Source organism: Frigoribacterium faeni (assembly GCF_011761235.1).
Classification (GTDB): Bacteria; Actinomycetota; Actinomycetes; order Actinomycetales; family Microbacteriaceae; genus Frigoribacterium; species Frigoribacterium faeni_A.
In genome coordinates this window covers 557,993-573,057 of record NZ_JAAOYW010000002.1, presented here as the reverse complement: position 1 = coordinate 573,057, position 15,065 = coordinate 557,993, and the positions used below count along the sequence as shown (strand labels likewise).

General features: G+C 70.3%; 10 protein-coding genes. 5 read left to right on the top strand and 5 right to left on the bottom strand.

Features of this window, described 5'->3' with window-relative positions:
* The first annotated feature begins 289 nt into the window (after nucleotides 1-289).
* The 3 genes from rpoB to FHR78_RS09195 all read left to right on the top strand — a co-directional run bounded on the left by rpoB (nucleotide 290) and on the right by FHR78_RS09195 (nucleotide 9,063).
* Nucleotides 290-3,781, top strand: coding sequence for a DNA-directed RNA polymerase subunit beta (rpoB, locus tag FHR78_RS09205; RefSeq protein WP_166760206.1), 3,492 nt, complete (start codon nucleotides 290-292; stop codon nucleotides 3,779-3,781).
* 48 nt (nucleotides 3,782-3,829) lie between these two features.
* Nucleotides 3,830-7,711, top strand: coding sequence for a DNA-directed RNA polymerase subunit beta' (locus FHR78_RS09200; protein ID WP_166760205.1), 3,882 nt, complete (start codon nucleotides 3,830-3,832; stop codon nucleotides 7,709-7,711).
* A 239-nt stretch (nucleotides 7,712-7,950) separates the two neighbouring features.
* Nucleotides 7,951-9,063, top strand: coding sequence for a GNAT family N-acetyltransferase (locus FHR78_RS09195; protein WP_166760204.1), 1,113 nt, complete (start codon nucleotides 7,951-7,953; stop codon nucleotides 9,061-9,063).
* A gap of 54 nt (nucleotides 9,064-9,117) precedes the next feature.
* Here FHR78_RS09195 and map read toward each other — a convergent pair whose 3' ends face one another.
* On the bottom strand, nucleotides 9,118-9,888 hold the full coding sequence (gene map, locus FHR78_RS09190; protein ID WP_166760203.1) for a type I methionyl aminopeptidase: 771 nt from the start codon (nucleotides 9,886-9,888) through the stop codon (nucleotides 9,118-9,120).
* Nucleotides 9,889-10,002: 114 nt separating this feature from the next.
* On the opposite strand from map, the gene FHR78_RS09185 reads away from it, so the two are divergent.
* The gene (locus tag FHR78_RS09185) at nucleotides 10,003-10,542 is read left to right on the top strand and encodes a GNAT family N-acetyltransferase (protein ID WP_166760202.1); all 540 of its coding nucleotides are present in this window, start codon (nucleotides 10,003-10,005) and stop codon (nucleotides 10,540-10,542) included.
* Between the two features lie 175 nt (nucleotides 10,543-10,717).
* On the opposite strand, the gene FHR78_RS09180 is transcribed toward FHR78_RS09185, so the two are convergent.
* The 4 genes from FHR78_RS09180 to FHR78_RS09165 all read right to left on the bottom strand — a co-directional run bounded on the left by FHR78_RS09180 (nucleotide 10,718) and on the right by FHR78_RS09165 (nucleotide 12,997).
* On the bottom strand, nucleotides 10,718-11,077 hold the full coding sequence (locus FHR78_RS09180) for a hypothetical protein (RefSeq protein ID WP_166760201.1): 360 nt from the start codon (nucleotides 11,075-11,077) through the stop codon (nucleotides 10,718-10,720).
* Nucleotides 11,078-11,256: 179 nt separating this feature from the next.
* Nucleotides 11,257-11,709, bottom strand: a complete 453-nt coding sequence (locus FHR78_RS09175) for a roadblock/LC7 domain-containing protein (RefSeq protein WP_166760200.1) — start codon at nucleotides 11,707-11,709, stop codon at nucleotides 11,257-11,259.
* On the bottom strand, nucleotides 11,706-12,290 hold the full coding sequence (locus FHR78_RS09170) for a GTP-binding protein (protein ID WP_166760199.1): 585 nt from the start codon (nucleotides 12,288-12,290) through the stop codon (nucleotides 11,706-11,708). Before FHR78_RS09170 ends, FHR78_RS09175 begins: the two co-directional genes overlap by 4 nt.
* Nucleotides 12,290-12,997 (bottom strand): hypothetical protein, encoded by a 708-nt coding sequence (locus FHR78_RS09165; RefSeq protein WP_166760198.1) that lies wholly within the window; start codon nucleotides 12,995-12,997, stop codon nucleotides 12,290-12,292. Before FHR78_RS09165 ends, FHR78_RS09170 begins: the two co-directional genes overlap by 1 nt.
* A 341-nt stretch (nucleotides 12,998-13,338) precedes the next feature.
* On the opposite strand from FHR78_RS09165, the gene FHR78_RS09160 reads away from it, so the two are divergent.
* The gene (locus tag FHR78_RS09160; RefSeq protein ID WP_166760197.1) at nucleotides 13,339-15,012 is read left to right on the top strand and encodes an ATPase, T2SS/T4P/T4SS family; all 1,674 of its coding nucleotides are present in this window, start codon (nucleotides 13,339-13,341) and stop codon (nucleotides 15,010-15,012) included.
* Nucleotides 15,013-15,065 lie beyond the last annotated feature (53 nt).

Genomic DNA, 15,065 nt, shown 5'->3' with positions numbered 1-15,065 from the left:
CCGCGTTATACCCGAGGTCAGCCCCGAGGTCAACGACAGGGCTTGCCAGGCGTGTCCGGGCTGCATAGTATTGACCTTTGCGCTCCCTCGTGCGTCCTGTCGTCATATCGCGGTCGACGACGCACATCCGAGACAGCCCCCGAATATCGCGGCGGGGGCGTCCTCGACCTCGGTCTCCGACACGGTCCTCTGGCCCTGTCGTGCGGCCGACGGCTCCGGGAGGGCCGTTCACCACCCACTCATACTGTCCGACAGTGATGACCCGACGGGGTCCACGGAGGTAACTTCCTTGGCTGCTGCGAACACCGCATCCACCAACTCACCCAAGAACGGCCGAGGCGCATCGCGGCTCTCGTTCGCCAAGATCACCGACACGCTGACGGTCCCCGACCTCCTGGCGCTGCAGACCGAGAGCTTCGACTGGCTCGTCGGCAACGACATCTGGAAGCAGCGCCTCGCCGAGGCGACCGAGCAGGGTCGCACCGACCTCGCCCTGCACTCCGGCCTGGAAGAGATCTTCGAGGAGATCTCGCCGATCGAAGACCTGGGCGAGACCATGCAGCTCAGCTTCACGGCGCCCGAGCTCGAAGACCCCAAGTACTCCATCGACGAGTGCAAGGAGCGCGGCAAGACCTACGCCGCCCCCCTCTACGTCAACGCCGAGTTCATGAACCACCTCACCGGCGAGATCAAGACCCAGACGGTCTTCATGGGCGACTTCCCGCTCATGACCGAGCGCGGCACGTTCATCATCAACGGCACCGAGCGCGTCGTCGTCTCGCAGCTCGTCCGCAGCCCGGGCGTCTACTTCGAGCGCGCCTCCGACAAGACCTCCGACAAGGACATCTACTCGGCGCGCGTCATCCCGAGCCGCGGTGCCTGGCTCGAGTTCGAGATCGACAAGCGCGACCAGGTCGGCGTCCGCATCGACCGCAAGCGCAAGCAGAGCGTCACCGTGTTCCTCAAGGCCCTCGGCCTCACGAGCGAGGAGATCACCGAGAAGTTCGCCGGCTTCGCCTCCATCGAGGCGACCCTCGAGAAGGACGCCATCCTCACCAAGGAGGAGGCCCTCAAGGACATCTACCGCAAGCTGCGCCCGGGCGAGCAGGTCGCCGCCGAGGCCGCGCGTGCGCTCCTCGACAACTTCTACTTCAACCCGAAGCGCTACGACCTGGCGAAAGTGGGTCGCTACAAGATCAACCGCAAGCTCGGCATCGACGCGCCCCTCGGCGACTCGGTCCTGACCGTCGACGACATCGTCGCGACGATCAAGTACCTCGTCTCGCTGCACGCCGAGCAGAAGACGATCGACGGCACGCGCGACGGCGAGTCCGTCGAGCTCCGCCTCGACGTCGACGACATCGACCACTTCGGCAACCGTCGCATCCGCGCGGTCGGCGAGCTGATCCAGAACCAGGTCCGCACCGGCCTGTCCCGCATGGAGCGCGTCGTCCGCGAGCGCATGACCACGCAGGACATCGAGGCGATCACCCCGCAGACCCTGATCAACGTGCGACCCGTCGTCGCCGCGATCAAGGAGTTCTTCGGCACCTCGCAGCTGTCGCAGTTCATGGACCAGAACAACCCGCTGTCGGGCCTGACCCACAAGCGCCGCCTCAGCGCCCTCGGCCCCGGCGGCCTGAGCCGCGAGCGCGCCGGCGTCGAGGTCCGCGACGTCCACCCGTCGCACTACGGCCGCATGTGCCCCATCGAGACCCCTGAAGGCCCGAACATCGGCCTGATCGGCTCGCTGGCGTCGTTCGCCCGCATCAACTCGTTCGGCTTCATCGAGACGCCGTACCGTCGCGTCCAGGGCGGCAACGTCACGACGACGATCGACTACCTCACCGCCTCCGAGGAGGACGACTACGTCGTCGCCCAGGCCAACGCCCCGCTCGACGACGACTTCAACTTCGTCGACGACAAGGTGCTGGTCCGCAAGAAGGGCGGCGAGGTGGAGCTCGTCGCCAAGGACGAGGTCGACTACATGGACGTCTCGCCGCGCCAGATGGTCTCCGTCGCGACGTCGCTCATCCCGTTCCTCGAGCACGACGACGCGAACCGCGCCCTCATGGGCGCGAACATGCAGCGCCAGGCCGTCCCGCTGGTCCGCAGCGAGAGCCCCCTGGTCGGCACCGGCATGGAGGGCTACACCGCGATCGACGCCGGTGACGTCGTCACCGCCGACGCCGCGGGCGTGGTGTCCGAGGTCTCGGCCGACGTCGTCACCGTCCAGCTCGACGAGGGCGGCACGCAGGAGTACTACCTGCGCAAGTTCGACCGCTCGAACCAGGGCGCCAGCTACAACCACCGCGTGATCGTCGACGCCGGTCAGCGCATCGAGGTCGGCGAGGTCATCGCCGACGGCCCTGCGACCGAGAACGGCGAGCTCGCGCTCGGCAAGAACCTGCTCGTCGCGTTCATGCCGTGGGAGGGCTACAACTACGAGGACGCGATGATCCTGTCGCAGAACCTCGTCAAGGACGACACGCTCTCCTCGATCCACATCGAGGAGTACGAGGTCGACGCCCGCGACACGAAGCTCGGCAAGGAGGAGATCACCCGTGACCTCCCCAACGTCAGCCCCGACCTGCTGGCCGACCTCGACGAGCGCGGCATCATCCGCATCGGCGCCGAGGTCCGCCCCGGCGACATCCTCGTCGGCAAGGTCACGCCCAAGGGCGAGACCGAGCTCTCCGCAGAAGAGCGCCTGCTGCGCGCGATCTTCAACGAGAAGAGCCGTGAGGTCCGCGACACGTCCCTGAAGGTGCCCCACGGCGAGCAGGGAACCGTCATCGGCGTCAAGGTCTTCGACTCGCAGGACGGCGACGACGAGCTCGGCTCGGGCGTCAACCAGCGCGTCGTGGTCTTCATCGCCCAGAAGCGCAAGATCACCGCGGGCGACAAGCTCGCCGGCCGTCACGGCAACAAGGGCGTCATCTCGACGATCCTGCCCGTCGAGGACATGCCGTTCCTCGAGGACGGCACGCCGGTCGACATCATCCTCAACCCGCTGGGCGTCCCCGGTCGAATGAACTTCGGCCAGGTGCTCGAGATCCACCTCGGGTGGATCGCGGCGCAGGGCTGGAACGTCGAGGGCATCCAGGAGTGGGCGAAGAACCTGCCTCCCGAGGCCCTGAGCGCGGCGCCCGGCACGAAGGTCGCCACCCCGGTGTTCGACGGCGCGGCGGAGCGCGAGATCGAGGGCCTCCTCGAATCGACGCTGCCCACCCGCGACGGCGACCGCCTCATCGGTGCCTCCGGCAAGGCGCGCCTGTTCGACGGTCGTTCGGGAGAGCCCTTCCCGAACCCCATCTCGGTCGGCTACATGTACATCCTGAAGCTGCACCACCTCGTCGACGACAAGATCCACGCTCGCTCGACGGGCCCCTACTCGATGATCACGCAGCAGCCCCTGGGCGGTAAGGCCCAGTTCGGCGGACAGCGCTTCGGAGAGATGGAGGTGTGGGCCCTCGAGGCCTACGGTGCCGCCTACGCGCTGCAGGAGCTCCTCACGATCAAGTCGGACGACATCCTCGGCCGCGTCAAGGTCTACGAGGCGATCGTCAAGGGCGAGAACATCCAGGAGCCCGGCATCCCCGAGAGCTTCAAGGTCCTCATCAAGGAGATGCAGTCGCTCTGCCTGAACGTCGAGGTCCTCTCGGCCGACGGCCAGACGGTGAGCCTGCGCGACACGGACGACGAGGTCTTCCGTGCCGCCGAAGAGCTCGGCATCAACATCTCCTCCCGCTTCGAGTCGTCGAACGTCGACGAAATCTGAGCCCCCTCCCACAACGACACGTCGATACATCTGACAAGGGACTGAATTTTGATCGAAGCAACAACTTTCGATGAGCTGCGGATCGGCCTGGCCACGGCCGAGAACATCCGTGCCTGGTCGCACGGTGAGGTCAAGAAGCCGGAGACCATCAACTACCGCACGCTGAAGCCCGAGAAGGACGGCCTCTTCGGAGAGCAGATCTTCGGGCCGTCGCGTGACTGGGAGTGCGCGTGCGGCAAGTACAAGCGCGTCCGCTTCAAGGGCATCGTCTGCGAGCGCTGCGGCGTCGAGGTCACGAAGTCGTCGGTGCGCCGTGAGCGCATGGGCCACATCGAGCTCGCCGCCCCCGTCACGCACATCTGGTACTTCAAGGGCGTCCCGTCGCGCCTCGGCTACCTGCTCGACATGGCGCCGAAGGACCTCGAGAAGGTCATCTACTTCGCCGCCTACATGGTGATCTCGATCGACGACGAGGGCCGTCACGCCGACATGCCCGGTCTCGAGAACGAGCTCCGCCTCGAGATCAAGCAGCTCGAGACGCAGCGCGACACCCGCATCGCCGACCGCCTGCAGAAGCTCGAGGACGACCTCGCCGCTCTTGAAGAAGAGGGTGCGAAGAGCGACCAGAAGCGCCGCGCGAAGGACGTCGCCGAGAAGGAGATGGGCCAGACCCGCAAGGCCTTCGACGAGGACATCAACCGCCTCGAGCGCGTGTGGGAGGACTTCCGCACGCTCAAGGTCGGCGACCTCAAGCCCGAGGACGCCGTGTTCCACGAGCTCCAGGACCGCTTCGGCATGTACTTCGAGGCCCACATGGGCGCCGAGGCCATCAAGAAGCGCCTCGAGGGCTTCGACCTCACCACCGAGGCCGAGAACCTGCACCTGCAGATCTCGGAGGGCAAGGGCCAGAAGAAGATCCGCGCGATCAAGCGCCTGCGCGTCGTCAGCTCCTTCCTCGCCACGGGCAACTCGCCCGCCGCGATGGTGCTCGACGTCGTGCCGGTGATCCCGCCGGAGCTGCGCCCGATGGTGCAGCTGGACGGCGGCCGCTTCGCGACCTCCGACCTGAACGACCTGTACCGCCGCGTCATCAACCGCAACAACCGCCTCCGTCGACTGCTCGACCTCGGTGCCCCCGAGATCATCGTCAACAACGAGAAGCGGATGCTGCAGGAGGCGGTGGACGCGCTCTTCGACAACGGTCGCCGTGGTCGTCCCGTCACGGGCACCGGCAACCGCGCCCTGAAGTCCCTGAGCGACATGCTCAAGGGAAAGCAGGGTCGGTTCCGCCAGAACCTGCTCGGCAAGCGCGTCGACTACTCGGGTCGTTCGGTCATCATCGTCGGCCCGACGCTCAAGCTGCACCAGTGCGGCCTGCCCAAGCAGATGGCGCTCGAGCTGTTCAAGCCGTTCGTCATCAAGCGCCTGATCGACCTGTCGCACGCTCAGAACATCAAGAGCGCCAAGCGCATGGTCGAGCGTTCGCGCCCGCAGGTGTGGGACGTCCTCGAGGAGATCATCCGCGAGCGCCCCGTGCTGCTGAACCGCGCGCCCACGCTCCACCGTCTGGGCATCCAGGCCTTCGAGCCCCAGCTCGTCGAGGGCAAGGCCATCCAGCTGCACCCGCTCGTCTGCGCGGCGTTCAACGCCGACTTCGACGGCGACCAGATGGCCGTGCACCTGCCGCTGTCCGTCGAGGCCCAGGCCGAGGCGCGCATCCTGATGCTCGCGTCGAACAACATCCTGAAGCCGTCCGACGGCCGTCCGGTGACCCTGCCCGCACAGGACATGATCATCGGCCTGCACTACCTGACGACGGTCACCGAGGGCGCCACCGGCGAAGGCCGTGCCTTCTCGTCGGTGTCCGAGGCGATCCTCGCCAAGGACCAGGGCACGCTCGACCTCAACGCGATGGTCAAGATCCGCATGAACGGCGTGCACTTCGCCGAGGGCGAGGCTCCCGAGGGCTACGAGGTCGGACAGGACATCCTGCTCGACACGACCCTCGGTCGCGCGCTCTTCAACGAGAACCTGCCGGCGGACTACCCGTTCGTGCAGCAGGTGACCGACAAGGGCATGCTCTCGACGATCGTCAACGACCTCGCCGAGCGCTACCCCAAGGTCGCCGTGGCCGCCGCCCTGGACAACATCAAGGACGCGGGCTTCTACTGGGCCTCGCGCTCCGGCGTCACGGTCGCCCTCTCCGACGTCCTCACGCCTCCGCGCAAGCCGGAGATCGTGGCGGGCTACGAGAAGCAGGCCGCCGCGGTGCAGTCCGAGTTCGACAAGGGCCTCATCAGCGACGCCGAGCGTCGTGCGGACCTGATCAAGATCTGGACGGAGGCCACGAACGAGGTCGCCGCCGAGATGCGGTCGAACTTCCCGGTCGACAACACGATCAACCGCATGGTCACGTCGGGTGCCCGAGGCAACTGGCTGCAGGTGCGCAACATCGCCGGCATGCGAGGCCTCGTGAACAACCCGAAGGGCGACATCATCCCCCGCCCGATCATCTCGTCGTACCGCGAGGGCCTGTCGGTGGCCGAGTACTTCATCGCGACGCACGGTGCCCGCAAGGGCCTGGCCGACACGGCCCTCCGTACGGCCGACTCGGGGTACCTGACCCGTCGACTCGTCGACGTGTCGCAGGACGTCATCATCCGTGAGGACGACTGCGGCACCTCGCGCGGCCTCGAGATGCCGATCGCCGCACCCGACGCCGACGGCGTCATGGTGCGCGACGCGACCGTCGAGAACACCGTGTTCGCCCGTTCGCTGGCGGCCGCGGCCGTCGACGCCCAGGGCACCGTGGTGGCCGAGGCCGGCGCGGACGTCGGAGACGTGCTGATCGACGAGCTCGTGACGGCGGGGGTCGAGACCATCAAGGTCCGTTCCGTGCTCACCTGCGAGGCCGCGGTCGGCGTCTGCGCCCAGTGCTACGGCCGCTCGCTGGCCACCGGCAACCTGGTCGACATCGGCGAGGCCGTCGGCATCATCGCGGCCCAGTCGATCGGCGAGCCCGGCACGCAGCTGACGATGCGCACCTTCCACACCGGCGGCTCGGCCTCGGCCGACGACATCACGCAGGGTCTTCCCCGCGTGACGGAGCTGTTCGAGGCTCGCACCCCCAAGGGCGCGTCCCCGATCGCCGACGGTGCCGGTCGCATCACGATCGAGGACACGGACAAGGCCCGACGGGTCATCCTCAACCTCGACAACGGCGACGAGCCGGTCATCTACCCCGTGCTCAAGCGCTCGACCCTCCTCGTCGAGGACGGTCAGCACGTCGAGCTCGGTGCGCAGATCATCGCCGGTGCGGTCGACCCGAAGGAGGTCCTGCGAGTCAAGGGCGTCCGTGCGGTCCAGCAGCACCTCGTCGGCGGCGTCCAGGACGTCTACCGCTCGCAGGGCGTGCCGATCCACGACAAGCACATCGAGGTCATCGTCCGTCAGATGCTCCGCAAGGTCACCGTCGTCGACCACGCCGACACCGACCTGCTCCCCGGTGAGCTCGTCGACCGGTCGAAGTACAACGAGATCAACCGTGCGGCGCTGACCGAGGGCAAGCGGACCGCGTCCGCCCGCCAGGAGGTCATGGGCATCACCAAGGCCTCGCTCGCGACCGAGTCGTGGCTGTCGGCCGCCTCCTTCCAGGAGACGACCCGCGTGCTCACGCAGGCCGCGATGGAGGGCAAGAGCGACCCGCTGGTCGGTCTGAAGGAGAACGTGATCATCGGAAAGCTGATCCCCGCCGGAACCGGCCTGTCGCGCTACCGCGACGTCTCGGTCGAGGCGACGGAGGAGGCGAAGGCTGAGCGGTACCCCAACCGCGTGTTCACGGACGACGCGTCGTTCAGCGAGGCTGACCTCAGCTTCGTCGACTTCGACTCGTTCTCGTCGGACGACTTCACCCCCGGCACCTACAACTGATCGGCTGCCGCCACGGAGGCGAAGCAGGTCTGACGACCCGCTGAGCCACCGGCACCACGACGGGCCCCGGCCCTCGCACCACGCGAGGGACGGGGCCCGTCGTCGTCGGTCCGACCCGAGGAGGCGCGGGCCGGGTCGTGCGGGCAGGGTCGCGCGGGCCGGGTCGCACGGGCCGGGTCGCACGGGTCAGGTCGCCCGTCCGGCTCGCGACCGCCCCGGGCGCCGGGCAGGATGGGGGGATGAGCACCGACCAGACCGAGCCCCGTCCCGAGCCCACCGTCGCCCGCGGCGAGGCGGCGGAGGGCGTGCGGCTCGACGCGGTCGACCGTCCCGTCAGCGCGCGCGTCCCGCGTCCGGACGCCCGCCTCCCTCGCGACCGGGACGGCCTGCGCTGGCGACCGGCGACGCTCGTCGACCTGGGCGCCCTGCACGCCCTCGACGGGCGCGTCGCCGCCATCGACCACCCGCTGCACGTGACGTCGCTGGCGTCGATGCGGCAGCTGCTCGAGACGCCGGGCATCGACCTCGAGCGCGACTCCCTCGTCGCCGAGGAGCCCGACGGGCAGCTCGTCGCCTGGGGCGTGAGCGCCCTCTGGCCGGTGCGCGAGTCGGTGGTGCGCGTGTCGGTCGACGGCGGCGTCGACCCGTCCCGACGGGGCCTGGGCCTCGGACGCGACCTGGTCGAGTGGCAGCGGCTGCGCGGCGAGCAGCACCTGGCGGCCGCCGACGACGTGCTGCCGGCGGTGCTCGCGGGGGGCGTCGACGAGGGGGCCGAGGCCCACGCGCACCTGCTGCAGCGCCAGGGCTTCGGCCCGGCCCGCTGGTGGAGCACGCTCAGCCGCGACCTGGCCGAGCCCGTCGAGCCCGTCGCGCTCGACCCGGCCGTGCGGCTCGAGTCGTACACGCCCGAGCGCGAGGAGGCGACGCGCCTGGCCCGCAACGAGGCCTTCGTCGACCACTGGGGCAGCCAGGCCAGCACGCCCGAGGTGTGGAGCATGCTCGTCGGCGCCGCCACGTTCCGACCCGACCTGTCGTTCGTCGCGGTCGCCGAGGGCGACGACGGCGAGGAGGCGGTGGTCGCGTTCGTCCTGACGACGGTCGAGCCCGAGCAGTGGGCCGCGCACGGCGGCCGCAGCACCCACGTCGACTACGTGGGCGTGCGCCGGGCCTGGCGCGGCCGCCACCTCGCCCAGTCGCTGGTGGCGACCGCGCTGTCGCGGCACGCCGAGGCCGGGTTCGACCTCTGCGTGCTCGACGTCGACTCGACGAGCCCGACCGGCGCGGTGGGGCTGTACGAGCGCGCCGGCTTCGCCCTCGCCGGGCGGCGCGCGGCCTACCTGCGCGAGTACTGACCCCGGGCGGGACCAGCCGGGGCCGGTCCGGCCCGGGGCGAGCGCGCCTCGGGGCTAGCCCCGGACCGTCAGGACCTCGGCGCCGTCGTCGGTGATCGCGACGGTGTGCTCGCTGTGCGCGGTGAGGCACCCGGTCGCGCTGCGCAGGGTCCACCCGTCGTCGTCGGTGACGAGCTCGTCGGTGTCGGCCATGACCCACGGCTCGAGGGCGAGCAGCAGGCCGGGGCGCAGGCGGTAGCCGCGGCCGGGTCGTCCGATGTTCGCCACGTGCGGGTCCTGGTGCATGGTGGTGCCGATGCCGTGGCCGCCGAACTGCGTGTTGACGGGGTAGCCGGCGTCCGTGAGCACCGAGCCGATCGCGTACGAGACGTCGCCGATGCGGGCCCCGGGCACCGCGGCCTCGATCGCCGCGGCCAGGGCGCGCTCCGTGACCTCGATCAGCTCGGTGCTGCCCGCGGGACGGCTCGTGCCGACGACGAAGCTCAGGGCCGAGTCGGCGGCGAGGCCGTTCAGCACGACGGCCAGGTCGAGGGTGAGCAGGTCGCCGTCGCGCAGGGCGTAGTCGTGGGGCAGCCCGTGCAGCACGGCGTCGTTGACGGCCGTGCAGATCCAGTGCCCGAAGGGCCCGCGGCCGAACGAGGGCGCGTAGTCGACGTAGCAGGACTCGGCCCCGGCCTCGAGGATCATCTCGCGGGTCCACTCGTCGATCTCGAGCAGGTTCGTGCCGACGACGACGCGCTGGCGCACCGTCTGCAGGATGTGCCCGACGAGCGCTCCGGCGTCACGGGCCCGGCCCAGCTCGGCGGGGGTGAAGATCTCGATCACGGGGGCGTCTCCTCGGTTCTGCCGTCGTGCGGCGGGACAACTGTCCCGGCAATGCTATGCGGGCCGTCCCCGGGGGCGCGCCCCCGCCTCCTCGTCCGGGCCTAGGGTCGGGGGGTGCAGTTCGAGCAGGCCCTGACCGACACCGTCCTCCTGCGGGAGGCGCGGGTCGGCGACGCCGCCGCCCTCGCCGACGCCCACCGGCGCAACCGCGAGCACCTCGCCCCGTGGGACCCGGAGCGGCCGCCGTCGTTCTTCGAGCCCGCCGGCCAGCTCGCGATGCTCACGGCGCGGATCGCGTCGGCCGAGGCCGGCGAGCAGCAGCCGTTCCACCTGATGGAGGGCGACCGCGTCGTCGGCACCATCGCGCTCAACCAGATCGTCCGCGGCCCCCTGCAGCGGGCCTCGGTCGGCTACTGGGTCGACCGGGAGCGCACGGGCCGCGGGCTCGCCACGGCGGCGCTGGCGGCCGTCGTCGACCTCGCGGCCACCCGGCTCCGGCTGCACCGCCTCGAGGCGAGCGCCCTGCCGCACAACGCGGGGTCGCGGGCGGTGCTGGCCGCCTCGGGCTTCGATCAGTTCGGCACGGCGCCGGGCTACCTCCGCATCGCGGGGGAGTGGCGCGAGCACGTGCTGTACCAGCGCCTCCTCGACTAGGCGGCCGGCGCCTCCTCGACCGGACCGCCGCGCACGACCAGGCCGCCGCGGGAGACCGGGCCGCCGCGCGAGACCGGGCCGCCGCGCACGCCGACGGGGCGCCGACCATGTGGTCGACGCCCCGTCGGGTGCCGCGTCGCGGCGCAGGGTGCCGCGACGCCGGTGCGGGAGCAGCTCAGAAGGCGAGCAGGCCCTCGACCTCCTTGGACTTCATGCGGGCGAGGGCGAGGTTCGCCTTGGTGCGGTCGAGCACGAAGTAGATGAAGACCTCGCGGTTGCTGGCGAGGGGGCGGATGATGTGGATCTGGCTCGACAGGGTGATGAGGATGTCCTCGATCGAGTCGGCGAGGCCCAGCGACTTCGCCGTCTTGAGCTTGGCGCGGACGACCTCGGTGTTGCCGGCCGCGGCCAGCTCGAGGTCGATGCCGGTGCCGGCGCCGCCGAGCAGCATGCCGGAGGCGCTGTCCACGACGGCGGCGGCCATCGCGCCGTCGACGGAGAGGAGGGTCTCGAGGGAGTCGTTGATGTTCGCCATGGGGTGCGTTCTTCCTGTTCGGGTCTCTGCAGCTCGGTATCGAGCGCGTCGGAACTGACCCGGGCGGGTCAGGGATGGTGCGGTCGAGGGCGCCGACGGGTGGTCGGTGCCGCTCGTCGTCCTGCCGCGGAGGTGCGGCCGGAGCGGTCGGAGGGGCCGGGCGGCGTGCCTGGCCAGGATCAGTACGCCGGGACGGCCTGCTGGTCGGCAGGCGCGTCCGGCTGGGCTGCGGGGCGGTCGGCGAGGGAGGCGGCCAGCTGCTGGGCGCAGCGGCGCGCGACCGAGAGGGCCTTGCCGAGCGTCTCGTCGTCGTCGAACAGCGCGCCGAGCACGACGGGGTGCCCGGGGACGCGGAGCTGGATGACGTGGCCCTTCTGGGAGGCGATGATGACGTACTCGCTCGAGCCGATCCGCACCTCCCGCGCGACGGCCTCGCTGAGGGCCTGGATGGAGCTGGCCATGCTGGCGAAGCGGTTCGCGTCGACCTTGCCGTCGGGCACGTGGACGACCTCGAAGCCGTCGTCGGTGAGGAACGACGCGTAGACGAGCGAGCGGCTCACGTCGCCCATGGCGAGCAGGGCCTCGCGGCCCAGGTCGACGACGACGGGGTCGAGGTGGGGCGCGACGTTCATCGGGCTGCCGCCGAGGTCGGCTGCGAGGCGGTGGACGTCAGGAACATCTCCCGCATCTCGATGTTGGCGACGAGCGTCATCAGGACGGTGCGCATCTGGTCTTCCTCTCGGGGGTCGACGGTGAACACCGGCACGACCAGGTCGGGACGGCGCTCGGTCAGCGCCGCCGAGTAGTCGGCCACCGTCGGGGTGGCCGAGACGTCGGAGCGCGTGGCCGCGACGACGACCCCGCCGCGGTCGTACAGGTCGCGGAACTCGTCGAGGAACGCGAGCATCTCGCCCACCGGGTCGGCCGCGTCGTTGTTGACGAGCAGCACCATGCCCTTGGCGCGCTCCTTGAGGATGCTCCACATGAAGTCGAAGCGCTGCTGGCCGGGGATGCCGTAGAGGCGCACCTTGTCGGTGTCGCCGAGGGTGATCTCGCCGTAGTCGAGGGCGACCGTCGTGGTGTCCTTGTCGGCGGTCTCGCGGTCGGTGTTCGCGGCCTCGGTGCGGACGACCTCGGTCTCGCTGAGCGTCTCGATGGCGGTCGTCTTGCCGGCGCCCATGGGGCCGCCGAAGAGGATGACGTGCTCGGCCATCAGAGACCGAGCCTGTCGCGCAGGCGGCTGAAGAGGCCGCCGCGGCGCTGCTGCGGGGCGGGCGGGACGTAGACGGGGTCGGCCGAGACGGCGACCTCGCTGGGCTCCGGCGACTCGGCGCGGAGCAGGCGCATCAGGCTGAAGGCGTTGATCAGGCGACGGGCCTCGGCCGGGTCGGACTCGCTGGCGTTGGCCAGCTCGCCGACGGGCAGGAACGTGTAGCCGAGCATGGCGGTCATGCGCATCTGCTCCGGGGTGTGCGCGAGCATCGTGAAGTTCGGCCAGCGCACGAGCTTGTAGCGGTCGTCGCGCTGCAGCCACCAGGCGAGCTCGCCCAGGAACGAGTGGTTGCCGATCAGCCAGACGAGCGCGTCGAGGTCGGTGCCGGGGGCGCGAGACGCCTCGACGGCGGGGTCCTTGGGCTCGACCACCACGTCGATGTCGACCGGCTCGGACGGGAACGCGGTCAGCGGGGTGTCCCACCAGTAGGCGTTCGTCTCGAGGTCGATCACCAGGGGCAGGTGGTCCGCCTGGCGCACGACCACGATCGACGAGGTCGGCTGCTGCTGCAGGCGGTGGAGGGCGATGGCGACGCCGGTCCAGCCGAACGACGGCACGGTGATGCCCGTCGTCTCGGGACTGCGGGAGTCGCCGGTGAAGGGGGCCTGCGAGGCCGCGGGCGCGGTCCTGGCAGGGTCGAACGTCATCTCGTGACCGTGCATCGTGTAGGTCTCCTCAGGGGTCGGCGGTCGTCGTCCGTGAACTGAGCCACACCTGTCGTGCCCAGGACCGCCGACGTCCACTAGACCAGTCGCGCCGAGCGGCGTGCCATCCCCCGTTCTGGGCGACGACGGCCCCCTTTCTGGGCGTGCCCGGCGCCTCCTCGGCCCTGCCGTCCCGACGCTGTGACGCAGACGGGGGGCACCCTCACTGGGACGTGTCGGGGGCACGGCACGGCCGTAGCGTGGCGACTGCTCGGGACGACTCCCGAGGACCTGTGCCGCCCGGACCCCGACATGCCGGGTGCGCGTACCGAGGAGATGCACCCGTGGCTTCGATGACCGAGATCCTGATCCTGCACGGCCTGCTGCCCATGGAGCACCTCGACCGTGTGGGCCGCCGCGGCGCCGACGAGGAGGCGTCCATCCGGGAGCTGCTCGAGTCCGGCACCGTGACCACCGCGCAGGTGGCCCGCGCCCGGGCCCAGGCCAACGGGGTCGACTTCGTCGAGCTCGTCGACTACCCCGTCGACCGCGCCGCCGTCACGATGGTGCCCGCCGCGGTCTGCCGCCGGCACAGCGTGCTGCCGATCGCGGTGCGCGACGGCCTCCTCCTGCTCGCCATGGCCGACCCGGGCGACGTCTTCGCGATCGACGACGTGCGCGCCGCCCTGAAGATCGGCGTCGAGCCCGTGCTCGCCGACCGCGCCGACCTGCAGGCCGCCCTCGACCGCTACCTCCGTGCCGACGACGAGCTCAACGACCTGACCTCGACCCTCGAGGAGGAGACGAACGCCGTCGAGGCCGCCCAGGCCGACATCGCCTCCGCCGGCCCCGACGACGACGTGCCGATCGTGCGCTTCGTCAACCTGCTCGTCAGCCAGGCGATCACCGACCACGCCTCCGACATCCACATCGAGCCGGCCGAGCACGACGTGCGCATCCGGTACCGCATCGACGGCGTGCTGCACGAGATGCAGCCCGCCCCGAAGGCGATCCAGAACGGCGTCATCTCTCGCCTCAAGATCATGAGCGAGATCGACATCGCCGAGCGCCGCCGCCCCCAGGACGGCCGCATGTCGGTGCGCCACGGCGGCCGCCAGATCGACCTGCGCGTCGCCACGCTGCCGACCGTGTGGGGCGAGAAGGTCGTCATGCGGATCCTCGACAACTCGAACACGTCGATGAGCCTGCGCGACCTCAACCTGCTCGAGCGCAACTTCGACGTGTACGCCGCCTCGTACTCGAAGCCCTACGGCATGATCCTCGTCACGGGCCCCACCGGCTCGGGCAAGTCGACCACCCTGTACACGACCCTGAACGCCGTGGCGCGGCCCGAGATCAACGTCATCACGGTCGAGGACCCGGTCGAGTACCGCATGGACGGCATCAACCAGGTGCAGGTCAACCCCAAGGCGGGCCTGACCTTCGCCGGCGCGCTGCGCAGCATCCTGCGGTCCGACCCCGACGTCGTCCTGCTCGGCGAGATCCGCGACCACGAGACCGCCCAGATCGCCATCGAGGCGTCGCTGACCGGCCACCTCGTGCTGAGCACGCTGCACACGAACGACGCCCCGAGCGCCATCACCCGCCTCACCGAGATGGGCATCGAGCCGTTCCTCGTCGGCAGCGCCATCGACTGCGTCGTCGCCCAGCGCCTCGCCCGGCGCCTCTGCGACCGCTGCAAGACGCCGACGTCGTACACGCCCCGCCAGCTCGAGCACCTGCGGTTCCCCGTGCGGCTCGACGAGCCCGCGCCGCTGGTCTACCAGCCCGTCGGCTGCGCCCAGTGCTCGAACACCGGCTACCGCGGCCGCATCGCCCTGCACGAGGTGATGAGCGTCTCCGAGGAGATCGAGCGCCTCGCCGTCGCCCGTGCGTCGAGCGCCGAGATCGCGCGCGTCGCCGCCGAGCAGGGCATGGTCAGCCTCCGCCACGACGGCTGGGCCAAGGCGAAGCTCGGCCTCACGAGCGTCGAAGAGATCCTGCGGGTCGTCGCGTGAGCGCCTCGCCCCGTCCCGTCCCGTCCGTCCGCCGCACCGCACCCGAGGGGGAG